Source organism: Halomonas sp. HP20-15 (assembly GCF_033446685.1).
Classification (GTDB): domain Bacteria; phylum Pseudomonadota; class Gammaproteobacteria; order Pseudomonadales; family Halomonadaceae; genus Modicisalibacter.
This window is the reverse complement of record NZ_JAWQLY010000001.1, coordinates 478,737-502,465: the sequence shown is the minus strand read 5'-3', so window position 1 is coordinate 502,465 and position 23,729 is coordinate 478,737. Positions and strand designations below refer to the sequence as shown.

Here is a 23,729-nt window from a genome sequence, read left to right as displayed (position 1 = left end):
GCGTTGACAAATTTTTGCCGCCCGCGGCTGAACTGTCTGCGACCAATGGCGTCTCAGTGGGTATTCGCACGCAGGGGTGCGATATAAAAGATGAAAAAGGCGCGGTGGGATCGGCGGCGTCTCGGCATGTGGTCGGATGCTTCCGCCAGTTCGGGACATACAAGCGGGTCAGTTATCGGCCTCAAGCCTTGGCGACTGTGAGGGTGTGAGATGAATGACAAACTGCGGGAATCGTTGTCTGCGTTGATGGACAACGAAGGCGATGAGCTCGAGCTGCGGCGTGCGCTCAAGTCGCTCGACGATTCTCCCGAAACAGCCGACGTCTGGCGTCGCTATCATCTGGCACGCAGCCTCATGCAGCGCGACCGTGACATCGAGACTCAGGCCGACCTGTCGGCCGGAATAATGGCGCGGATCGCCGACGAGCCGGTCCCCGCGCCTGGCGAGTTCGTCGCGGTCAGGCGTAAGGGCGGCTTGTCATTTGCGGGTAGCGCCGCGGTGGCGGCCACGGTGTCGGTACTGGTGATTTCCGGCGTCCAAGTCTATAACGGCTTCGATCCGGCCACGCCGGACGACCTCGCTAGCCAGGCCCCGTCCGGCAGTGGCGCTGCAACCAATAGGAGCGGCGTCTCCTTGGCCAGTTCGACGCTGGACGCCGATACGCCGACCAGCCTGCCGCCGTTGTACCCCGCGTTCGGCGGAGGCGACGGTGGTGTGATGACCGTGGGCGCCGATCTGGGGATGCCGATGCTCATGGCGCCGAACCAGCGTCAATCGCTGCGTAGTGACGTCGAGCAGGCACGGCTGCTGCAGACATATCTCGAACGCCATGCGCAAGGCGCGGCCTATCGCTCCGGCGAGCCCTGGATGCCGCTACTGCGCGCCTCTGCCCTGGAACCGATGAGCCCGCGGTGATGTGCACGTCGAAGAGAGCAACACGCATGCCGGCGGCCTTGATGGCCGCCGTTTGTCTATTGTCGAGCGGTCTCGCTGCGGCCGACGAGACGCCATCGAGCGGTTTCGACTGCCAGCAACTGGCGCAGCGGGAGACCCCCGAGACGGCGATCGGCTGGCTGGAGCGAAGCCTCTGGGCCAGTCACTGCTACCTTTTTCAGGCCCGCGCCGTGCGTATCAGCGGCGAGGGGGTGCGTACCCTGGCGCTTTCCCACGAGATCCGCGATGGCGTCGAGCGCGAAGCGGCCAGTTATCTCGACGGCCCGGCCGTGGTCTACGAGCGCCATGGCCGCATCGCTCGAGACAGCCTGCCGGCGCTGGCTGTCCGCGGTGCTTCGCCACAGGCGAGCCTGCCGACCATCGAGGATCATTATCGCGTGTCGCTGGGCGGCGAGTCGCGCATTGCCGGGCGGCATAGCGTTCGTCTGGATATCGAGCCGCTCGATAGCCTGCGCTACGGCCATCGACTATGGCTCGACCGGTCGACGGGGCTGCCGCTCAAGCAGGTGTTGATCGACGTCGGCGGACAGATCATCGAGACCTTTCAGATGACCGAACTCGGCCAGCCGACGCTCTACACTGGTAAGGTCGAATTCGACGTCCTACCCGAAGCGCCGCCGCAACCCTGGCAACTTGGCTGGTTGCCGCCCGGTTATCATTCCCTGGCACTGCCTCAGGCATCGAGTATCGATTCGCTGCCGCTGGGCCATCGTCTCTATAGCGATGGTCTGGCGAGCTTCAGTGTCTTCGTCGAACCGCTGACAACGCCCGAGCGGGCACTCTACCCGGGGCTGCACCGTCTTGGCGTGTCGCACGCCGCCGTACGCCATCTGCGCGTCGCCGAGCGCATCTACCAGGTGGTGGTGATGGGCGAGGTCCCGCCGGAGATGCTGAGGCGCGTGGCCGTGCAGATCGACTACCGTCCCATAGCCGCATCCCAGGCGCGATCGGCTACGCCATGAACGCTGTCACGGCGGCCGGTATCAGCTAGGTCTGACGACGAGTCGGCTAATGATTTCATCGATCCCACTGAACTCTTGACCTGAGCCGCTATCAAACGGCTCGGGTGCATGCATGTCACTCTCGGTACTTGCCCCCGACGAACGGAGCGATCGCTCCAGAAACATGACGCAGGAGTTCCCGATGCAACGCATTACACGACAGCTCTCCATGTGGCTGATGGTGGTGCTGACCGCCGTCACGCTACAGGCGCAGGCGGCGCAGTCCAAGGATCTGCCCGATTTCACCCAACTGGTCAAGCAGGCTGCCCCCGGGGTCGTCAACATTTCCACGACCCGTGAGGTACAACGTCGCAGCATGGGCCCCTGGAGCGGTGGCCAGGGGCAGCAGGAGATACCGGAAATCTTCCGGCACTTCTTCGGCGATCAGATTCCCTTCGGCCCCCCCGGCGGTAACGGCGGCTCAGAAGAACGCCATTCGCTGGGCTCCGGATTCGTCATCAGCGAGGATGGCTATATCCTGACCAATGCGCATGTGGTCGATGGCGCCGATGAGATCGTGGTGCGCCTCAATGATCGTCGGGAACTCAAGGCCGAGCTGGTCGGCGCCGACAAGAAGACCGACGTGGCATTGCTCAAGGTCGATGCCGACAATCTACCGACGCTCAATATCGGCAACTCCGAGCAGCTCCAGGTCGGTGAATGGGTCGCCGCCATCGGTTCACCGTTCGGCTTCGATCATTCGGTGACCGCGGGTATCGTCAGCGCCATCGATCGTACGCTGCCCACCGACGCCTATGTGCCGTTCATCCAGACCGACGTGGCGATCAACCCGGGCAACTCCGGCGGTCCGCTGTTCAATCTCGATGGTGAAGTGGTCGGCATCAACTCGCAGATCTTCACTCGCAGTGGCGGTTTCATGGGCTTGTCATTCGCGATTCCGATCAGCGTGGCGATGGATGTCGCCGATCAGCTGCGCGAAAGCGGTCATGTCAGCCGTGGTTGGTTGGGCGTGGTGATCCAGCCGGTTTCGCGTGATCTGGCCGAGTCGTTCGGTCTCGACGGCCCGCGTGGGGCATTGATCGCCGATGTCGCCGAGGACGCACCGGCAGCCAAGGCCGGCCTGCAGGCAGGTGACATCATCGTCGCCGTGGACGGTCAGAAGATCGACCAGTCGAGCACGCTGCCGCGCCTGATCGGCAAGGTGGCTCCGGGCGAGAAGATCGAACTCGAGTTGTTGCGCAACGGCAAGCAACTGACCAAGACGGTTACCGTCGGCGATTGGCCCGAAGAGCAGCAGGCCTTGGCCGGCAGCGCACAGGACGACGATCCGCAGAGCCGTCTGGGCGTCGCGGTCAGTGCGCTGGAGAGCAGCGAACTCGAGCGCCTGGGCATCGATAGCGGGGTACGCATCGTCGATATCGACCCATCCGGTGCGGCGGCGGCGGCCGGCTTCAAGCCCGGCGACGTGATCGTCTCGCTGGATCAGAAGCCCATCGAGTCACCGCAGCAGTTGGCCGATGTCGTTGGCCAGATCGCCAAGGATCGTGTGGTTCCGGTGCGTCTGATGCGTGATGGCCGCTCGCTATTCGTGGCGTTGCGGCTGAATGGTAAAGACGCGGAGTGACCGACGCACGCCGCTTCCAGGCGAATGGACGGGGCCCCACGGGGCCCCGTTGCGTGTCGGGCGTCTGTGGTTCGCTGTCCTTGCCGTAACCTTGTCGGTACAATGCCAGCCAGACATTTCGACATGCCCCGACTGCGACGGCCCCGTCGCGCACTCAGGTGTGTTCATGAAACCGGGTTGGGCTTAATGAGCAGCAACGTGAATCACAGAGAAATCAGCCACATAAGAAATTTCTCAATCATCGCGCATATTGATCATGGCAAGTCGACGCTGGCCGATCGCATCATTCAGCTATGCGGCGGATTGAGCGAGCGCGAGCTCAAGGAGCAGGTCCTCGATTCGATGGATCTGGAACGCGAGCGCGGCATCACCATCAAGGCACAGTCGGTGACGCTGGATTACACCGCCGAAAACGGCGAGACCTACCAGCTCAACTTCATCGATACTCCCGGCCACGTCGACTTCTCCTACGAAGTGTCGCGTTCGCTGTACGCCTGCGAAGGGGCGCTGCTGGTGGTCGATGCCGCCCAGGGCGTCGAGGCGCAATCGGTGGCCAACTGCTACACCGCGATCACCCAGGATCTCGAGGTGTTGCCGGTACTCAACAAGATCGATCTGCCCCAGGCCGACCCCGATCGGGTCGCCCAGGAGATCGAGGAGATCATCGGTCTGGACGCCGTCGATGCCTGCCAGGTTTCGGCCAAGACCGGGATCGGCATGGAGGCGCTGCTGGAGCGCCTGGTGCGCGACATACCGCCCCCCAAGGGCGACTCGCAAGGACCTTTGCAGGCACTGATCATCGACTCCTGGTTCGACAACTATCTGGGCGTGGTGTCATTGATCAGGCTGTTCGACGGTACCCTGAAGAAGGGCGACAAGATTCGCATGAAGTCCACCGGACGCGATTGGGAAGCCACCGAGGTGGGCATCTTCACCCCCAAGCGCAAGCAGACGGGCATCCTGCGTGCCGGCGAGGTGGGTTTCGTTGTAGCCGGAATCAAGGACATCCACGGCGCGCCGGTCGGCGATACCATCACCCATGCCAAGACGCCGGATACCCCGCGCCTGCCGGGTTTCCAGAAGGTCAAGCCGCAAGTCTATGCGGGCATGTTCCCGGTCAGTTCCGACGACTACGAGGAGTTTCGTGACGCGCTCGAAAAGCTCGCGCTCAACGATGCCTCGCTGGACTACGAGCCGGAGAACTCCGACGCGCTGGGCTTTGGTTTCCGGGTCGGCTTCCTGGGGACGTTGCACATGGAGATCATCCAGGAGCGACTCGAGCGCGAGTACAACCTGGATCTTCTGACCACCGCGCCGACGGTGGTCTACGAATTGGCGATGAACGACGGCGAGCTGCGCTACGTCGCCAACCCCTCGAAGCTGCCCGACATGGCCGCCGTCGACGAGATGCGCGAGCCGATCGTGCGCGCCAGCATCCTGGTGCCGCAGGAGTACGTCGGCAACGTGATCGCCGAGTGCGAGCTGCGCCGCGGTGTGCAGCTCGACATGCAATTCCTGGGCAATCAGATCCAGCTGACCTACGAGCTGCCGATGTCCGAGGTAGTGATGGACTTCTTCGATCGACTCAAGTCGATCTCCAAGGGCTACGCTTCCCTGGATTACAGTTTCGAGCGCTTCCAGGCCGCCAAGCTGGTGCGCCTCGACGTGCTGATCAACGGCGACAAGGTCGACGCGCTGGCGGCGATCATCCATCGCGATCACGCCCAGGGGCGTGGTCGCTCGCTGGTCGAGAAGATGAAGGAACTGATCCCCCGGCAGATGTTCGACGTGGCGATCCAGGCGACGATCGGCAGCCAGGTGGTGGCGCGCTCGACGGTCAAGGCGCTGCGCAAGAACGTGACCGCCAAGTGTTACGGCGGCGACGTGAGCCGCAAGAAAAAGCTGCTCGAGAAGCAGAAGGCCGGCAAGAAGCGCATGAAGCAGGTGGGTCGCGTGGAAATTCCCCAGGATGCCTTCCTTGCCGTACTCAAGGTCAATGACTAGGAACTGATCACGCATGGATTTTTCGCTACTGCTGGTGGTGGCCGTGGCCGTCACGGGACTGGTATGGCTGCTCGACGCCACCTGGTGGCGCCGTCGACGCCTGGCGCAGCTGGCGTCGGCCGAGTCGGCGAGCGGCGCGACACTGGATGACGGCACCCGACGCAAGCTCGCCCGCGAGCCCTGGCCGGTCGACTATGCCCGGTCCTTCTTCCCGGTGCTGCTGGTCGTGTTGCTGCTGCGCAGTTTCCTGATCGAACCGTTCCAGATTCCCTCGGGCTCGATGCGTCCAACGCTGGAAATCGGCGATTTCATCCTGGTCAACAAGTTCACCTACGGCCTGCGCTTGCCGGTGGCCAACACCGAGGTCGTCGATCTGGGCGAGCCGCAGCGCGGAGACGTCATGGTGTTCCGCTTTCCCCAGGATCCCTCGGTCAATTTCATCAAGCGCGTGGTGGGTCTGCCGGGCGACCGCATTCGCTACGAAGGCAAGCAGCTCTACGTCAACGGCGAACCGGTGCCCAAGGAGTTGATCGACGAGAACCCCGAGCGCGCGCCGGGGGAGGTCGAGTTCAGGGAATGGCTGGGCGAGCACGAACACTCGCTGTACAACAACCCGCGCGACCCGGGCCCGCAGATGCGCGAGGTCACGGTGCCGCCGGGTCACTATTTCATGATGGGTGACAATCGCGACCACTCCAACGACAGCCGTTACTGGGGCTTCGTGCCGGAGGCCAATATCGTCGGCAAGGCCTTTGCCGTGTGGATGCATTGGGACGGTGGCCTGCCGAGCTTCAGCTCGGTCCGCCTGCTCCATTGAGCGCCCATGTCGCAACGTCTTCCAGTCCAATCGAGAGCAGTAGTTTCGTGAGCAACCCCCACAATGCCTTCAGCCGCCGCATCGGTTATTGTTTCCGTGATGCGAGCCTGCTGGAGCTGGCCCTGACCCATCGCAGCTACGGCGGGGACAACAACGAGCGCCTGGAATTCCTGGGCGATTCGATCGTCAACTTCGTCATCGGCGAGGCGCTGTTCCAGCGTTTTCCCCAGGCTCGCGAAGGTCAGCTTTCGCGGCTGCGTGCTCGGCTGGTCAAGGGCCAGACGTTGGCCGAGTTGGCCCGCGAATTCGAGGTTGGCGAACAGCTTCGGCTGGGGTCCGGCGAGATGAAGAGCGGCGGCTTTCGGCGCGATTCGATACTCGCCGACGCCATGGAGGCGGTGATCGGTGCGATCTACCTGGACGCCGGCATGGATGCGGTCAAGGCGCGTATCCTCGCCTGGTACGGCACCCGTCTGGAGTCGATCGATCTGCTCGATACCCAGAAGGACCCCAAGACGCGCTTGCAGGAATTCCTGCAGTCGCGCCAGGCGCCGCTGCCGCGCTATGACGTGATCTCCGTGGAGGGCGAGGCGCACGCTCAGACCTTCACCGTGGAGTGTCACATCGACATGCTCGACGACCACACCCAGGGTGTGGGCTCGAGCCGCCGTTATGCCGAGCAGGAAGCCGCGCAGAAAGCGCTGGTCCTGCTCGATCCGCGAGGAGGCCGACTATGAGCCAACAGACCTGTGGATTCGTCGCCATCGTCGGCCGTCCGAACGTCGGCAAGTCGACGCTGATGAACCGCATCCTCGGCCAGAAGATCTCGATCACCTCGCGGCGCCCGCAGACCACGCGCCACCAGGTCATGGGCATCAAGACCGAAAATGATGCGCAGTTCATCTACGTCGACACGCCCGGCATGCATATCCAGTCCAAGGATCGCAACAAGGCCATCAACCGCTTCATGAACCAGGCGGCGACCCAGGCGCTGCGTGATGTCGACTGCGTGGTCTTTCTGATCGATCGCACCCGCTGGACCCAGGAGGACGACGTGGTGCTGGACAAGCTCACCCACGTCAAGGCGCCGGTGATCCTGGCGGTCAACAAGACCGATCGCATGGACGACAAGAGTGATCTGTTGCCCTGGCTCGAGAAGCTGCAGGCCAAGCGCGAATTCGCCGCGATCCTGCCGCTATCGGCCAAACACGGCAGCAACGTTCCCGAGCTGGAGGGCGAGGTCGCCAAGTACCTGCCGGAAAGCATCCATTACTTCCCCGACGATCAGGTCACCGACCGTAGCCAGCGCTTCCTGGCCGCCGAGTTGGTGCGCGAGAAGGTCATGCGTCAGCTCGGCGACGAGTTGCCGTACCAGATGACCGTCGAAATCGAAGAGTTTCGCGACGAGCAGCGGATCATCCACATCAGCGCGCTGATGCTGGTCGAGCGCCCCGGTCAGAAGAAGATCCTGATCGGCGAGAACGGTGAGCGGATCAAGAACATCGGCCGCGAGGCGCGCCTGGAGATGGAGCGCGCCTTCGGCGCCAAGGTGATGCTCAATCTGTGGGTCAAGGTCAAGCGCGGCTGGTCGGATGACGATCGGGCGCTCAAGAGCCTGGGCTACAACCTGGATTGAGCGGCATGCAGCCCCAGCCGGCGTATCTGTTGCACAAGCGTCCCTATCGAGAGACCAGTGCGCTGGTCGATCTGCTCACCCTGGAGCACGGCCGGGTACGCGCGGTCGCCCAGGGCGTGCAGCGTGCCGGGAGCAAGAGTCGTTCGCGACTCCAGCCGTTCGCGCCGCTGCATGTCACCTGGAGCGGCAACAACGAGCTCAAGCGCTTGCGGCTGATGGAATCCGGCGGCTCGGCGAGCCTGCTGGCGGGAGAGGGGCTACTGTGCGGTCTGTATGCCAACGAGCTGTTGACCCGCCTGTTGCCGCCGCTGCTGCCGGTCGCCGAGGTGTTTGCCTTCTATTCGGCACTGCTCGGCGAGCTGCCGACCCCGGCGCGTCGCGCGTCGGCGTTGCGCCGGCTCGAAATCACCCTGCTCGAGGCGCTCGACGCCGAACCGGTTTTCCGCGATCTGGACGAGCGTGAACTGGACCCTCAGGCGCGCTATGTCTATCGCGCCTCGCAACGTCACTTCCAGCGCTCCGATGACGAATCGGGCATCGACGGTCGCACCCTGCGTCTGCTCGCCCAGGGCGACTGGGCGAGCCCGGGGCTGGCGGGCGTCGCCAAGTCGCTGACGCGAGCGGCGCTGGCGCCGCTGCTGGGGACGACGCCGCTGCGCTCACGCGAATTGATGCGACAGCTGGCTGCACGTCGGCGACACTGATTGAGCGCATTTCTTCCCGATCCAGCCCTACCAAGGAGACAAGCATGCAGCCCCCGCGGATCCTGCTCGGCGTCAACATCGACCATATCGCCACCCTGCGACAGGCGCGCGGCACGCGCTATCCTGACCCGGTCCAGGCCGCGTTGCTGGCCGAAGAAGCCGGCGCCGACGGAATTACCCTGCATCTTCGCGAGGATCGGCGGCATATTCAGGACGCCGATGTGGTGCGCCTGGCCGACATGCTCAACACGCACATGAATCTGGAAATGGCGGTCACCGAGGAGATGATCGCATTCGCCGAGCGCGTACGCCCGGCGCATGTCTGCCTGGTACCCGAAAAGCGTGAAGAGCTGACCACCGAGGGCGGGCTGGATGTGGTCGGTTCGCGTGCCGCGATCGCCGCGGCCTGCGAACGGCTGACCGCCGCCGGTTGCGAGGTGTCACTGTTCATCGACCCCGAGCCGGAACAGATTCGCGCCGCTTTCGAGACCGGCGCTCCGGTCGTCGAGTTGCATACCGGCGCCTATGCCGAAGCCCGTGGCGAGACCGCGCGCATCGAACATGGACGGGTCGCGGCGGCCGCCGAGCTGGCCCTCGAACTGGGGCTGGTGGTCAATGCCGGGCACGGTCTCAATTACCACAATGTCGAGGCGATCGCCGCCATACCCGGGCTCAACGAACTCAACATCGGCCATGCAATCATCTCCCGTGCATTGTTCGTGGGGCTCAAGGAAGCCGTCGCCGAGATGAAGCGCCTGGCCATCGCCGGCTACGAGGCCGGTTTCGTGGCGGCGCTGGACGACGGCCACGGACACGATCACGGCGAAGCCCACTAGCCGCGGCGCCAATGGCCGGCAGCTCGACCCGACGGGAGGCATGCCGCAGGCGTCGCGCTAGGCCTGCGTGGCCTGCCAGTCGCGCAAACGCTGCATCGCCTCCAGCAGGGTGACGAACACATCGTCGACCGCCTCGATGCCCTGAGCTCGCAGGCGCGATTCCAGGGTCTCGGCGACCAGCGCCAGTTGCGGCACGCCGCAGTAGCGGCAAGCGCCGTTGAGATGATGCACGGCATCGAGAAACGCCGTGGTGTCGTTGGCCGAGTAGCTGTCCCTAAGCTCGGCCTCGCTATCGTCGAGGCTCTCGAGCAAGCCTTCCAGCATGCGCTCGGCCAATTCCTGACGGCCACCGGCGAGGGTCACGCCCAGCTCTTCATCGATCACCGGCAATTCGTCGTCGACGCGGGGTGCGGTGGTGTCGGGCCGTGCCGGCGCCGACAGCGTCAGGCCCAGATAATTGGCGAGCAAGTCCTCGAGCGCATCGGTATCCAGCGGTTTGGTGAGCACCGCCTGCATCCCGGCATCGATCAATTCCTGCGAGTCGTCGGGCATGGCATGGGCGGTCAACGCGACGAACGGACAGTGGGCCCAGGCGCCGCCCAGGCGGCGTAGCGCCGTCATCGTCTCCAACCCACTCATGCCCGGCATGCGAATGTCCATCAACACCAGGTCGAAGTGCTGGCCGCTCGCCAGCGCCAGCGCTTCCTCGCCGCTTTCAGCCAGTACGCTGGCGACGCCGAGCTGGCTCAGCAGCTCGCCCACCAGCAGGCGGTTGGTCTCGATGTCGTCGACCGCCAGCACCCAGGGCTTGCCGGGTTCCTGATCGAGGGGGGCGGGTTCCTGATCGAGGGGCGCATGGGTCAAAAGGGCGGTAGGCGTATCGCTGAGCAGCGGCTTGAGCGCCTGGGCCAGCCGGGTCCGGGTCAGCGGTTTGTAGAACAACCGGGCGCCCTCGGGCAGGGCGAGCGCTTCGTCGGTGGTTTGCGGCTCGCCATTGACCAATAGCAGCAGGCGACAGGGCAGCGTGCCGAGCTGCTGGCGGAGCCGCGATACCTGAGCGCCAAGACCGCCCTGGCTGAGTGCCACGATGACCAGTTGAGTACCCGTGGCGAGCCCCTCGGCGGTGGGCGGCGCGGTCAGTATCTGAACCTCGGCGCCCCAGCCGCGCAGCAGGTGCGCGAGGGCCTGGCGTGTCAGGGTGTGCGGCTCATGGATCGCGATGCGCACGGCGTCGAGGTCGATGGCCGGCGGACGTTGCACGGCGCGCGGGGCGATACGCAAGGGCAGCGAGACGGTGAAGGTCGTGCCCTGTACCGGTTGCGTGTCGGCGACGATATCGCCCCCCATCTGCTCGACCAGTTGCTTGCAGATCATCAGCCCCAGGCCGGTACCGCTGACATGGCTGGAGCTGACCGTCGAACTCTGGGTGAACGGCTGGAACAGATGCTGACGCACGTCGTCGGCCAGCCCCGGGCCGGTGTCACTGATCCTGACGCTGAGCGTGGTTTTGCTGCCCAGCGATCCCTCGACCTGAACGCGCACGATCACTTCGCCACGCTCGGTGAACTTCACGGCGTTGTGTACCAGGTTGGTGAGCACCTGCTTGATGCGCAGCGGATCGCCGAGCAGGGCCCGGGGCACGTCGTCGTAGACCAGGCTCAGCAGCTGCAGGTCTTTCTGCTGGGCATCGGGAGCCTGCAGAACGAGCACCTCGTCGACCAGTTCGGCCATGTCCAGCTCGACCGAGGCGAGCCGCAGCTTGCCGGCTTCGATCTTCGAGAAGTCGAGGATATCGTTGATCAGCGACAGCAAGTTGGTCGAGGCCATTTCGATGTGCTTGAGCCATTCGCGCTGATGATCGTCCAGTTGACTGCGCCCCAACAGCCGGCAAAAGCCGATGATGCCGTTGAGCGGGGTGCGGATCTCATGGCTCATGTTGGCGAGGAACTGCGATTTGACGCGGTTGGCTTCCAGCGCCCGGCGGCGTGCCCCATCGAGCTCGATGTTCTGGATCTCGATGGTATCCATCGATTCGCGCAGATCGGCGGTGGCCTGTTCGACCTGCTGGCGCATGTCCTCCTGGGCGGCCTGAAGATGCTCGCCGAGTGCGTTGATCGCGGTGCTGGTGGTCGTCAGCTCACGGGCGCCGCCAGGCCGCAGGCGGAACTCGTAGTCGCCGGCATAAAGCCGTTGCAGGGCGTCGCGCTGATCGTCCAGGGTGGCGAACAGGCGCCGATAAAGCAGATAGCAGAGCCCGCCAAGCAACAATGCCGCCGCCAGCCAGGCGAGCATGAACCGGGTCAATTGCCGGTAATAGGCCAGATCGAACACGCCGTCGCGCAGCGTCAAGTCGAGCCACAACGGCGATTGAGGATCATTGCGAGTCGTCAGCGGTAGCTGAAGATGCCAGCGCTCGGCGTGTTGGATGAGGCCCGCTCGGGGAGGACCTGCCGACACGGGCCGTACCGTGCCGACATGATTGAGAAGCTGGCCGTCGTGCGATCGGAGGGTCGCCCCGCGTACTTCATCGAGGCTCAGCAGGCGTAATGCCAGCCTGTTGGCTTCGGCCCGCGGATCCTGTGCGGCTGGGTCGCGCAGCAGGGCCAGGCTATCGGTCAGCCGTGAAGTCAGCGCGGTGCGGCGAAGCTCTGCGTCCTGCTGCAATTGCCAAACGCCGAACAGCAACAGCAGCAGTAGCGGCGCGACCAGCAGAACGAGACACAGGCGAAGACGCAAAGACATTAGGCTTCTCGTTGACGACATGATGCGCAGAGTATGCCATAGCCGGGCAGTCTGCCTGTCCAGTGCCGGATGGCAAGGATATAATGCGAGTAATTTTTATCGCTGCGGTCCGGGTCGTACAGGGATGCGGTCGCTGGCGATGGGCTTAAAGGAAGCGTAGATGGAATTTCCCACTCTCGAAGACACGGTCGGTAACACGCCGCTGGTGCGTCTGCAGCGCATCACGGCCGGCCGCAACAACATCCTGCTGGCCAAGCTGGAAGGCGACAACCCCGCGGGCTCGGTCAAGGACCGTCCGGCTTTGTCGATGATCCGCCAGGCCGAGGCCCGCGGTGAGATCAAGCCCGGCGATACCCTGATCGAGGCGACCTCGGGCAACACCGGCATCGCCCTGGCGATGGCCGCGGCGATCAAGGGTTACCGAATGGTGCTGATCATGCCCGACAGCGCCACCGGGGAGCGCAAGCAGGCGATGGCCGCCTACGGCGCCGAGCTGATCACGGTGACCAAGCAGGAGGGCATGGAAGGCGCCCGCGACCTGGCCGACCGCATGGTCGCCGAGGGCGAGGGCAAGCCGCTCAACCAGTTCGCCAACCCCGACAATCCGTTGGCGCACTATCGCGGCACCGGCCCGGAGCTGTGGCGTCAGACCGAGGGCACGCTGACCCACTTCGTCAGCTCGATGGGCACCACCGGAACCATCATGGGTGTATCGCGCTATCTCAAGGAGGTCAGCCCCCAGGTGCAGATCGTTGGCCTGCAGCCGTCCGACGGCGCGAGTATCGCCGGCATTCGTCGCTGGCCCGAGGCCTACCTGCCGAGCATCTTCGATGCCTCGCTGGTCGACAGCGTACTCGATATCGGCCAGCACGAGGCCGAGGAGCACATGCGTCGCCTGGCTCGCGAGGAGGGAATCTTCGCCGGCGTCTCGTCGGGTGGCGCGTTGGCCGGAGCGCTGCGCATTGCCGAACGCCTCGAGAATGCCGTGATCGCGTTCATCGTCTGCGACCGGGGCGATCGCTACCTGTCGACGGGCCTGTTCGCGCCCGGCGTCTAAACATGGCCATGTTGGGAAAGAAACGGCCCGCGCGCCCGACGCGGCCGACCGCAGCGACTACCGCCCCTGCGCCCGACGATGCCGCCTTGCCCGAGCACGGCGTGCTTATCGAGCGACTCTCCCACGAAGGACGCGGCGTGGCGCGTGGCGCCGACGGCAAGACCCTGTTCGTCAGCGGCGCATTGCCCGGCGAGCATGTGGAGATCGCCGTGCATCGCCGCCGCAAGCGTTTCGACGAAGCCCATGTGCGTCGCTGGCTGCAGCGCTCGCCCGAGCGCGCCACGCCGCCGTGTCCGCATTATGCGCAGTGCGGCGGTTGCGACCTGCAGCACCTGGCGCTGGCGGCACAGCGGCGACATAAGCGTGAGGTGCTCATCGAGCAGTTGAGTCGCCAGGGAATCGAGCTGGCCGAGCCGCCCTCGCTGCTGGCGGGAGCCGGTCTCGGTTATCGCAGGCGGGCGCGGCTCGGCGTCAAGCTCGACAGCGACGGCGATGTGCATCTGGGCTTTCGCGCCCGGGCCAGCCATCATCTGGTGGATATCGACAGCTGTACGATCCTGGTACCGCAGCTCGAGGCGTTGATAGCGCCGCTGCGCGAGCAGCTCGCCAGTCTCGACGCGCCACGCCACGTCGGTCATCTCGAGCTGCTTGCCGGCGATCGCCTGCGCGTCGTGGTGGTGCGCCAATTGCGCGACAACCCCGCCGACGCGCATGCCTGGCAGGCCTGGGGAGAGGCCCACGACGTGCATGTCGCCTGGCTGGTGGGCCGCGAGTCGCCGACCTGGCGCTGGCTCGGCGAACCGGTCGAGCTCGATTATGGTTTGGCCTGCAATGGTTTGACCGGCCATGCCTTGACCTGCGACGAGCGCCGGCTAAGCCTGAGTTATGCGCCCGGCGACTTCCTGCAGATCAATGCCGAGGTCAACCAGTTGATGGTCGATACGGCGCTCGACTGGCTGGCATTGAGCGGCGAGGAACGCGTGCTCGATCTGTTTGCCGGAGTGGGCAATTTTTCGCTGCCGCTGGCCCTGCATGCCGCTGAAGTGACCGCCGTGGAGGGCAGCCCGGCGATGGTTGAGCGCCTGCGCGACAACGCTCGGCGCAACGCCCTGACGAATGTCGTGGCGTGCCAGGCCGACCTGGCCGCGCCGCCCGATCTCGAGCCGCGACCGGATCTGGTGGTACTCGACCCGCCTCGTGAAGGCGCCGAGGCGGTATGCCGAGCGTTGGCGGCCAGCGGCATCGCACGAGTACTCTATGTGGCCTGTGATCCGGCCACGCTGGCGCGCGATGCGGCACGTCTCGTGCGTGCCGGTTACCGCATCAGCCGCACGGCGGTCGCCGACATGTTCGTGCAGACGGCGCATCTCGAGTCGCTGGTACTCTTCGAGCGCGATGCTCGGCGCGACACGCATCGCTAACCGGCGACTCGGGCTCGGCGACGATGCGATGCAATAGAACAACGACGGGAGGAACCCGAGGCGATGGTCAAGGTTCGTGAAGACCAGCCGCTGACTGGCCAGGGGCGCGTGGACATCGCGCGTTGGCTGGAGCGACTGCAGGACGACGTGGCGCTGCGCGACGTCGACGGCATGAAAGTGGCCTGCGAGCTGGCCGACCGGCTCGCCCGCGAGGCCGAGAAGCCGCACAAGGCCTGGCTCGAGGACGGTTCGAGTTTCCGCACCGGGCTGGAGATGGCCGATATCCTCGGCGAGCTGCGCCTCGACCAGGAGGTACTCGAGGCGGCCGTGTTGTATCGCGCGGTGCGCGAGGGGCTGATCGCGCTCGAGGCGATCGAGAAGCGCTTCGGCGCGAACGTCGCCAAGCTGATCGACGGCGTGCTCAACATGGCCGCGATCAGTCAGCAGCAGACGCCCAGCCAGGGGCTCTCGCAGCACAACCAGCAGGAAAACCTGCGCAAGATGCTGGTGACCATGATCGACGACGTGCGCGTCGCGCTGATCAAGATCGCCGAGCGCACCTGCGCGCTGCGCCAGGTCAAGGATGCGCCGCGCGACAAGCAGCTGCGCGTGGCCCGCGAGGTGTTCGACATCTATGCGCCGTTGGCTCACCGGCTGGGCATCGGCCATCTCAAGTGGGAACTCGAGGACCTGTCGTTTCGCTACCTGCACGAAGTGGACTACAAGGCGATCGCCAAGCTGCTCGCCGAGAAGCGCGTCGATCGCGACCACTACATCCAGGACGTGGTCGGCACGCTCAAGTCGCTGCTCGACCAGCACGGCATCGCCCGCTACGACGTCACCGGCCGGGCCAAGCACATCTATTCGATCTGGCGCAAGATGCAGCGCAAGCACATCGATTTTTCGGAAGTCTACGACGTGCGCGCCGTGCGTATCCTGGTGCCCGAGGTCGCCGACTGCTATACCGCGCTGGGGATCGTCCACTCGCGCTGGCACCACGTGCCCAACGAGTTCGACGACTACATCGCCAATCCCAAGAAGAACGGCTACCAGTCGTTGCATACCGCAATGATCGGCCCGCAGAACAAGGTGCTGGAGATCCAGATCCGCACCTTCGCCATGCACGAAGAGGCCGAGCTAGGGGTCTGCGCGCATTGGCGCTACAAGGGCCACGATGTCGGCGGCAAGAGCCGCAGCTACGAAGAGAAGATCGCCTGGTTGCGTCAGGTGCTCGAGTGGCAGGACGAGGTCGGCGATATCGGCGATCTGCGCGAAGGACTGTCGAGCGACGTCGCGCCGGATCGCATCTACGTGTTTACCCCCGACGGGCATGTCATCGACCTGCCGCGGGTGGCCACACCGATCGACTTTGCCTATCGCGTGCATACCGAGATCGGCCACCGTTGCCGTGGTGCCAAGGTCAACGGGCGGATCGTGCCGTTGACCTACCGGCTCAAGACCGGTCAGCAGGTCGAGATCCTCAACGCCACCAAGGGCGGACCGAGTCGCGACTGGCTCAATCCCAGCCTGGGATTCGTCAAGACCTCGCGGGCGCGCGCCAAGATACAGTCGTGGTTCAAGCACCAGGCGCGGGATCAGAATCTCGACGAGGGGCGGGCGCTCTTCGAGAAGGAGTTCCGGCGCCTGGATCTCGAGGGGTTCGATCTCGCCACGCTGGCCAGCGCGGTCAACTACCAGAGCCCGGACGACATGTACGCCGCGATCGGCGCCGGCGACCTGCGCATCGGCCAGGTACTGCACCAGGCACAGCAACTGTTCGGCGATACCGACGACGAGGAGCAGCTCGATCGGCTGCTGGCCAAGCCCAAGCGCTCGGCCAAGACGCCGGGCGAGGGCATCACCGTGCTCGGCGTCGGCAACCTCAAGACCACCATGGCCAACTGCTGCCATCCGGTACCGGGCGAGCAGATCATCGGTTACATCACCCAGGGCCGCGGCGTGACCATCCATCGCCAGGACTGCCCCAACATCCTGCAACTGCGCAGCGAGGAGCCGGGGCGCATCGTCGACGTCGAATGGGGCGACCAGGCGCGTACCCAGTACCCGGTGGTCATGCAGATCGAGGCCTGGGATCGCTCCGGCCTGCTGCGCGACGTGACCAACGTGCTGAGCAACGACAAGGTCAATGTGATGGGCGTCAATACCGCCACCGACAAGGACGACAATGTCGCGCGCATGACCATCAATCTGGAAGTCGATGGCCTCGAGTCGCTGGGGCGGATCTTCGCGCGCATCCAGCAGTTGCCCAACGTCATCGACGTCAAGCGTCTGCGTAGCGGCGCTCAAGGAGCCAAGCGATGAGTTTGACCAATGCCCGGCCACGCTATTCGCTCGACGACCTGCTCGAGCTGATGGCGGTACTGCGCGACCCGCAGTATGGCTGCCCGTGGGACGTCAGGCAGCAGTGGGACACCATCGTCCCGCACACCATCGAGGAAGCCTACGAGGTCGCCGACGCCATCGAGCGGCGCGCCTTCGAGGAGCTGCCCGGCGAACTCGGCGATCTGTTGTTCCAGGTGGTCTATTACAGTCGCTTCGGCGTTGAAGAGGGGCGCTTCGATTTCCACGACGTGGTCGATACGCTGACCGCCAAGATGCTCGCCCGCCACCCGCACGTGTTTCCCGATGGTACCCTGGGTTCGCGGCGTACCGGGGTGAGTGCCGCCGAGGTGGAAACCGCCCAGATCCACTCGCACTGGGAGGCGCGCAAGGCCAGCGAACGCGAAAACCGAGCCGCCATCTCGGCGCTGGACGACGTCCCGCTCGCACTGCCGGCCCTGTCGCGCGCCAATAAGTTATCCAAGCGCGCGGCACGGGTCGGCTTCGACTGGCCGGATACCCGGGGTGCGATCGCCAAGATCCGCGAGGAACTCGCCGAGGTCGAGGCGGCGCTGGCCGCGAACGATGACGCCCATGCCCGCGAGGAGGTCGGCGATCTGCTGTTCGCCGCGGTCAATCTGGCTCGCCGGCTCAAGGCCGACCCCGAGCATTCGCTGCGTGCGACCAACAACAAATTCGAGCGGCGTTTCCGGCATGTCGAGCGACGGCTGGCCGAAGAGGGCCATGCCCCCGGCAGTGCCTCGCTGGAGGAAATGGACCGGCACTGGGAAGATGCCAAACGCCGCGAACGGAACCCGACCGAGGAGAGCCTCAATGAGTGACGACTTGCACGAATCGCTGCGCGACAACGTTCGCGTGCTGGGTGACTGCCTGGGGCATACCATCGCCGACGACCTGGGGCCTGGCTTCGTCGACAAGATCGAGGCCATCCGTAGTCTGGCCAAGGGCGGCCGTCAGGGCGAGGGCGGCTCACAGCGCGAGTTGATCGAATACCTGCGGGCGCTGCCCGAGCACGATCTGCTGCCGGTGACCCGCGCCTTCAATCAGTTCCTCAACCTGGCCAACATCGCCGAGCAGCACTATCGCGCGCGGTTTCGTCGTGTCGAAGATTACAAGCCGGGCTTTCAGCCGGTACTCGGAGAATTGCTCGACCGCGCCAACCGGGCCGGCTACAGCCCACGCCAGCTGGTCGAGACGCTGGCCGGCATGCGCGTCGAGCTGGTGCTGACCGCGCACCCCACCGAGGTCATCCGACGCACGCTGATTCAGAAATACGACGCCATCGACGAATGCCTGACCTCGATGGAGGGCGCCATCGATTACCCCGAGAAGGCCTCGCGGATCCAAAGCCGCCTGCAGGAGTTGATCAGCCAGGCCTGGCACACCGACGAGATACGCCACGAACGGCCCACGCCGGTGGACGAGGCCAAGTGGGGCTTCGCGGTGATCGAGAACTCGCTGTGGCAGGCGGTGCCCGATTTCCATCGTGATCTCGACAACTTGCTGCTCGAGTCCGCCGGCGAGCGCCTGCCGCTGGACGCCGCGCCGCTGCGCTTCGCCTCCTGGATGGGCGGCGATCGCGATGGCAACCCCAACGTCACCGCCAAGGTCACCCGCGAGGTGCTGCTGCTGGGGCGTTGGATGGCGGCCGACCTGTATCTGCGCGACCTCGAGCAGTTGAGGGCCGAGCTGTCGATGTGGAAGGCCAACAGCGCGCTCAAGGCCGAAGTCGGCGATGAGCCCGAGCCGTACCGGGCGCTGCTCAAGCGGCTCACCGCACGCCTCGAGGCGACCCGCGACTGGGCGCAGGCATGCCTCGACGGCGCCCCCTACGAGAGCGGTCCGATCATCGAGACCCGCGATCAGCTCTACGCGCCGTTGCTGACCTGCTACCGCTCGCTGTGCGACGTCGGCCTCGACACCATCGCCAACGGAGTGCTGCTGGATACCCTGCGCCGCGTCGCGGTATTCGGGGTCTCGTTGACCAAGCTCGATATCCGCCAAGAATCGACGCGCCACACCCAGGTCTTCGACGAACTGACCGACTATCTCGGCCTGGGTCGCTACCAAGAGTGGGACGAGAGCCAGCGCCAGGAATTCCTGCTCAAGGAGCTGACCTCGCCGCGCCCGCTGATTCCGCGACGCTGGGATTGCTCCACCGACGCCCGCGAGGTAATCGACACCTTCCGCGCGATCGCCAACGAGCACCGCGAGGCGCTGGGCACCTACATCATCTCTATGGCCGGCCAGCCTTCCGACGTGCTGACCGTGGCGCTGCTGATGAAGGAGGTCGGCGGCGACGTGCGTCTGCCGATCGCGCCGCTGTTCGAGACCCTCGACGACTTGAACCGTGCCGGCGAGGTCATCGACCAGCTGTTGTCGCTGCCCGGCTACCGCAAGCTCGCCGGCGACAGCCAGGAAGTCATGATCGGCTATTCGGATTCGGCCAAGGATGCCGGCCAGTTGGCCGCCGCCTGGGCCCAGTACCGCGCCCAGGAAACGCTGGTCAAGGTCTGTCAGCGCCATGGCGTCGACCTGACACTGTTCCACGGCCGCGGAGGCACCGTGGGACGCGGCGGCGGCCCGGCGCACGCGGCGATCCTGTCGCAGCCGCCCGGCTCGGTCAACGGCAGCCTGCGGGTCACCGAACAGGGCGAGATGATCCGTTTCAAATTCGGCCAGCCCGATATCGCGCTGCGCTCGATGGAGATCTACGCCTGTGCGGTGCTCGAGGCGACGCTGTTGCCGCCGCCTTCGCCGCAGCCACAATGGCGCGATGAGATGGACCGCCTGGCGGGTATCGCGCACGGCGCTTATGTCGGCGTGGTGCGCGAGGACCCCGATTTCGTGCCGTATTTCCGCGCGGTCACCCCCGAAGGCGCGCTGGGCAGGCTACCGCTGGGCTCGCGGCCGGCCAAGCGTCGTCAGGAAGGCGGTGTCGAATCGCTGCGGGCGATTCCGTGGATCTTCGCCTGGACCCAGACCCGGCTGATGCTGCCGGCCTGGCTGGGCAGCGGCGAAGCTTTCGCGACCCGGCTCGAAGAGCCCGATGGCCTGGCGCGCCTGCGCGAGATGCGCGAGAACTGGCCGTTCTTCGGTACCTATCTGGACATGCTCGAGATGCTGCTCGCCAAGGCCGACCTGAACATCGCCGAATACTACGAGCATCGGCTGGTCGACGAACCGGCTCTGCAGGCGCTGGGCGGAGCCTTGCGCGAACGGCTTCGGCGGCTGCATGGCGTATTGCTGTCGGTGCTCGACCAGGACGAGTTGCTCGAGGGCACGCCGCTGATCCGTCAGGCGATTGAGGTGCGCAATCCCTACATCGACCCGTTGCATGGCCTGCAGGCTGAGCTACTGCAGCGTAATCGCGACGCCGACGGGGCGATCAGCCCGGCGCTGTCGCGGGCGTTGATGGTGACTATGGCGGGGATTGCCGCCGGTCTGCGCAATACGGGCTAAGACGGGCTGCGCGTCGGCCATGCTGCGTTGGAAACGGCTTCGAAATGCTCATTTACTAAAGTAAACTCGGGTGCGAGCCCAGTCCGTTTCTCAGCCGTTTCCGCCTTGCCTGGCTCTAGCTCGCTCCGTCTTAATACTTCCCGTTCCCGCCCTGATTGCTTCGCTCGCTGGCGCATCGCGGGCTGCGCGTCGGTCGGTAGCGAGCAATAGGCTGCGAGCTTCGCGGTCAGTCCGGTGTGTCCCGATAAAGTCTCTGCAACACCGGCACGTCGAGCCCATGGCGTGTCGCGGCCTCGAGCAGCGGCGCGAGGATCGCCTCGCGCTCGGTGGGCCGCCCGGCGAGCACGTCCTGCAGCATCGAGGCGCGGTTGCCGGCGGTCGATTCGATCACCCGCCAGACCATCGCCGCCCAGCCCGACTCGGGGGGCGCGATGCCTTCCGCGTCCATGATCGTTGCCGATTCGGCGACGATCGCCTCGATCCGAGGACGAAAGGCCGGTTCGCGCAATCGACCGTTGGCGATTCGGTGGCGTGCCGCCAGCGGGTTGATCGCGGCATTGACGACGAGCTTGTGCCACAGGCGCCGGTGAATGTCAGTACACGCCTCGCTGGCCAGCCCGGTGCTGTCGAGCACGCTGGCAACCTGTGAAGCCAAGGCGCTGTGCTCACCGTCGAGATGGCCGATGAAGGTATGGCCGTGACCGGCGTGCACCACGCCATCCGCGCCGTCGACATACGCGCCTTCGCTGGTGGTGGCGCAGAGTACCGGTCCGGGCCAGCGCCGGGTCAGCGGCTGCTGAACCTGGTAGCCGTTCTGCCACAGCACCAGCGGCGTGTCGGGGGCGATATGCGGCATCAGTTCGCGCAGTGCCGGCTCGACGGCGTGGCTCTTGGTGGTGATGTGCACCATCGCCGGCGTCGGCGGCGCCTGGTCGATGCGCAGCCGTGCGATACCCAAGGCGCTCTGCACGCCCTCGGGATCGGTCAGCAGCAGCGGCTCCCGGCTCGCCTGGCGACCGAGCAGCGCCAGTTCGACGTGACTCGCCAGGCGACAGGCCAGCAGTCGGCCCAGCGAGCCGGCGCCCAGGATCAGCCAGGGACCGGCGGAAGGGGTTGTACTCATGACTGCTCCGTGCGGCGCTTGCCGCGTGTGCTCGGCTTGCGCGTGCCACGGCGTTTGCCGGTCGACTGACCGGTATCCGATTTCGAGCGCCTGCCCCCGGTGGCCCGACGGCGCTTCGGTGGCGCGCTGGCAAAGCCATCGGCGCTGCCCAGGGCCTGGCGCATGCGCTGGGCGTCGGCCGCCGTCAGCAGCTGACGCACGTCGCCGACCAGGGCGTCGAGAAACGGTGCCGGCTGATCGTCGCCCTCGGCGATCGCCCGCAGCCGCTGCTCCCATAGCGCGGTGCGCTCGGGGCGCGTGGCGGCGTCGGGCAGCGCGGCGATCAGCGCCTGGCCGGTGCGGGTGGCGCGCAGGGCGCCGGCCTGACGCACCAGGTAGCCGCGGGTCAGCAGTGTCTCGATGATGCCGGCGCGGGTCGCCTCGGTACCCAGGCCGTCGGTATCGCGCAAGGTGCGCTTGACCGCCGGATCGTCGACGTAGCGGGCGATGTTCATCATCGCCTTGATCAGGCTGGCGTCGGTGAACGGTTCGGGGGGGCGGGTCTCCTTGTCCTCGATGCCCGCCTCGCCGATCGTGGCCGGCTCGCCCTCGGTCAGCGGCGGCAGCGGCGGCGCCTCGTCGCGGGTGGTGAACAGCGGCTTCCAGCCGGCCACGCGGATCTCGCGGCCCTGGGCGCGAAAGCGTTCGTCGAGGACGCCAAAGGTCGCCTTGACCTCGCGGGTCTCGAGCGGCGGGTAGAACTGGGCCAGCACGTTGCGCGCGATCAGCCGGAAGACGTTCGCCTCGGCGTGCGACAGGCGCGCCAGGTCGGCCGGCTTGCCGGTGGGCGCCAAGGCGTGGTGGGCGCCGACCTGCTTGTCATTGAAGGCCTTGGAGCGGCGGCTGAAATCGGCGCCGGCCAGCCATTCGCGCAGCGTGTCGTCTTTCTGGCAGGCGCCGGTCAGGGTGCGCCTGGCCTCGCTCCAATGCGCCTCGGGCAGGTGGCGGCAATCGGAGCGCGGGTAGGTGATCAACTGATGGCGTTCGTAGAGCGCCTGGCAGGTATCCAGCACCTGCTTGGCGGATAGCCGGTGGCGCCGCGCGGCGTCGACCTGCAGCGCCGACAGCGAGTAGGGCAGCGGGGCCGCCTGGCGCTTGTCCTGGCTCTCCAGGCGCTCGAGCCGGCCCTGCGCCCCCGGCAACTTCGCCAGCAGCGCCTCGGCGGGCGCTCGCTCGAGCAGGCGGCCCTGATCATCGAGCGGATGATGCTCGGCGGGTTGCCACCAGCCGCGCACGCTGCCGGCGGCGACCCGGAAATCCGCCCACAGCACATGGAAGGGGCGCGGCTCGAAGGCGGCGATTTCAAGGTCGCGACGCGCCACCAGGCCGAGTACCGGGGTCTGCACCCGGCCCACCGAGAGTACGCCGTCATGGCCGGCCTGGCGCCCGGTCAGCGTCCAGGCGCGGGTCAGGTTGATGCCGTACAGCCAGTCGGCGCGGGAACGCGCCTCGGCGGCACGAAAAAGCGCCTGGTAGGCCCGATTGTCCTCGAGACCGGCCAGCGCGCGCTGTACCGCCGGGCGGTTGAGATCGCTGATCAGCAGGCGTTGTACGCGGCCACGCCAGCCGAGATGTTCGATCACTTCCTGGACCAGCAACTGGCCCTCGCGATCGGGATCGCCGGCATGGATCACCTCGCTGGCCTGCTTGAGCAGACCGCGCAAGACCTTCAACTGGCCGCGCGCCTTGGGACGCGGCGTCAGCCGCCACTGGTCGGGAACGATCGGCAGATGATCGAGGCGCCACTGCTTGAAGCGTGCTTCATAGGCGTCGGGGGCGGCCTGCTCGAGCAGGTGGCCGAAACACCAGCTGACGACGTCGTCGCCGACGCGCAGCGCGCCTTCCATGCGCTGCGGGGCGCCGGGCAGGGCATCGGCGATGGCGCGGGCCAGGCTGGGTTTCTCGGCGATGATCAGGCGCATGGCGAGCCTCCGACGAGGGATTTTCGATATGTATCTTTATACAGCCAGAGACATTATGCCCGAGC

At 65.7% G+C, this 23,729-nt stretch carries 17 protein-coding genes; 14 read left to right on the top strand and 3 right to left on the bottom strand.

The genetic code is table 11. The features are described from left to right. The first annotated feature begins 210 nt into the window (after nucleotides 1–210). From R6258_RS02315 to pdxJ, 9 genes are all read left to right on the top strand, one after another. Nucleotides 211–915, top strand: coding sequence for a sigma-E factor negative regulatory protein (locus tag R6258_RS02315; RefSeq protein ID WP_318446858.1), 705 nt, complete (start codon nucleotides 211–213; stop codon nucleotides 913–915). Nucleotides 916–941: 26 nt separating this feature from the next. Next, entirely contained in the window at nucleotides 942–1,916 is a 975-nt protein-coding gene (locus tag R6258_RS02310; protein ID WP_318446856.1) for a MucB/RseB C-terminal domain-containing protein, read from the top strand. Between the two features lie 181 nt (nucleotides 1,917–2,097). Further along, complete coding sequence (locus tag R6258_RS02305) at nucleotides 2,098–3,540, top strand: DegQ family serine endoprotease (protein ID WP_318446854.1); 1,443 nt, start codon at nucleotides 2,098–2,100, stop codon at nucleotides 3,538–3,540. Between the two features lie 198 nt (nucleotides 3,541–3,738). Then, complete coding sequence (gene lepA, locus R6258_RS02300; protein ID WP_412176343.1) at nucleotides 3,739–5,544, top strand: translation elongation factor 4; 1,806 nt, start codon at nucleotides 3,739–3,741, stop codon at nucleotides 5,542–5,544. Nucleotides 5,545–5,557: 13 nt separating this feature from the next. Further along, nucleotides 5,558–6,361 (top strand): signal peptidase I, encoded by an 804-nt coding sequence (gene lepB / locus R6258_RS02295; protein WP_318446848.1) that lies wholly within the window; start codon nucleotides 5,558–5,560, stop codon nucleotides 6,359–6,361. 47 nt (nucleotides 6,362–6,408) lie between these two features. Next, nucleotides 6,409–7,098, top strand: a complete 690-nt coding sequence (gene rnc, locus R6258_RS02290) for a ribonuclease III (RefSeq protein WP_318446847.1) — start codon at nucleotides 6,409–6,411, stop codon at nucleotides 7,096–7,098. Beyond that, a complete protein-coding gene (gene era, locus R6258_RS02285; RefSeq protein ID WP_318446845.1) occupies nucleotides 7,095–7,997 on the top strand; it encodes a GTPase Era in 903 nt (300 codons plus the stop codon). Before rnc ends, era begins: the two co-directional genes overlap by 4 nt. Before the next feature lie 5 nt (nucleotides 7,998–8,002). Next, nucleotides 8,003–8,701: a DNA repair protein RecO gene (gene recO, locus R6258_RS02280; protein ID WP_318446843.1), complete on the top strand. Its 699-nt coding sequence runs from the start codon at nucleotides 8,003–8,005 to the stop codon at nucleotides 8,699–8,701. Nucleotides 8,702–8,745: 44 nt separating this feature from the next. Further along, nucleotides 8,746–9,537 carry a pyridoxine 5'-phosphate synthase gene (gene pdxJ, locus R6258_RS02275; protein ID WP_318446840.1) on the top strand — a complete coding sequence of 264 codons (792 nt, stop codon included), beginning with the start codon at nucleotides 8,746–8,748 and terminating at the stop codon, nucleotides 9,535–9,537. 57 nt (nucleotides 9,538–9,594) lie between these two features. Here pdxJ and R6258_RS02270 read toward each other — a convergent pair whose 3' ends face one another. Continuing rightward, nucleotides 9,595–12,279, bottom strand: coding sequence for an ATP-binding protein (locus R6258_RS02270; RefSeq protein WP_318446837.1), 2,685 nt, complete (start codon nucleotides 12,277–12,279; stop codon nucleotides 9,595–9,597). Between the two features lie 160 nt (nucleotides 12,280–12,439). On the opposite strand from R6258_RS02270, the gene cysM reads away from it, so the two are divergent. From cysM to ppc, 5 genes are all read left to right on the top strand, one after another. Continuing rightward, nucleotides 12,440–13,336, top strand: coding sequence for a cysteine synthase CysM (cysM, locus tag R6258_RS02265; protein ID WP_318446834.1), 897 nt, complete (start codon nucleotides 12,440–12,442; stop codon nucleotides 13,334–13,336). A gap of 2 nt (nucleotides 13,337–13,338) precedes the next feature. Next, nucleotides 13,339–14,757: a 23S rRNA (uracil(1939)-C(5))-methyltransferase RlmD gene (gene rlmD / locus R6258_RS02260; protein ID WP_318446832.1), complete on the top strand. Its 1,419-nt coding sequence runs from the start codon at nucleotides 13,339–13,341 to the stop codon at nucleotides 14,755–14,757. A 63-nt stretch (nucleotides 14,758–14,820) separates the two neighbouring features. Further along, entirely contained in the window at nucleotides 14,821–17,079 is a 2,259-nt protein-coding gene (gene relA / locus R6258_RS02255) for a GTP diphosphokinase (protein WP_318446830.1), read from the top strand. Continuing rightward, on the top strand, nucleotides 17,076–17,939 hold the full coding sequence (mazG, locus tag R6258_RS02250) for a nucleoside triphosphate pyrophosphohydrolase (protein WP_318446828.1): 864 nt from the start codon (nucleotides 17,076–17,078) through the stop codon (nucleotides 17,937–17,939). The genes relA and mazG overlap by 4 nt, the downstream gene beginning before the upstream one ends. Beyond that, complete coding sequence (gene ppc / locus R6258_RS02245; RefSeq protein ID WP_318446826.1) at nucleotides 17,932–20,580, top strand: phosphoenolpyruvate carboxylase; 2,649 nt, start codon at nucleotides 17,932–17,934, stop codon at nucleotides 20,578–20,580. Before mazG ends, ppc begins: the two co-directional genes overlap by 8 nt. A gap of 226 nt (nucleotides 20,581–20,806) precedes the next feature. Here ppc and R6258_RS02240 read toward each other — a convergent pair whose 3' ends face one another. After that, a complete protein-coding gene (locus R6258_RS02240; protein WP_318446824.1) occupies nucleotides 20,807–21,703 on the bottom strand; it encodes a ketopantoate reductase family protein in 897 nt (298 codons plus the stop codon). After that, a complete protein-coding gene (locus tag R6258_RS02235) occupies nucleotides 21,700–23,664 on the bottom strand; it encodes a DNA topoisomerase III (protein ID WP_318446822.1) in 1,965 nt (654 codons plus the stop codon). Before R6258_RS02235 ends, R6258_RS02240 begins: the two co-directional genes overlap by 4 nt. Nucleotides 23,665–23,729 lie beyond the last annotated feature (65 nt).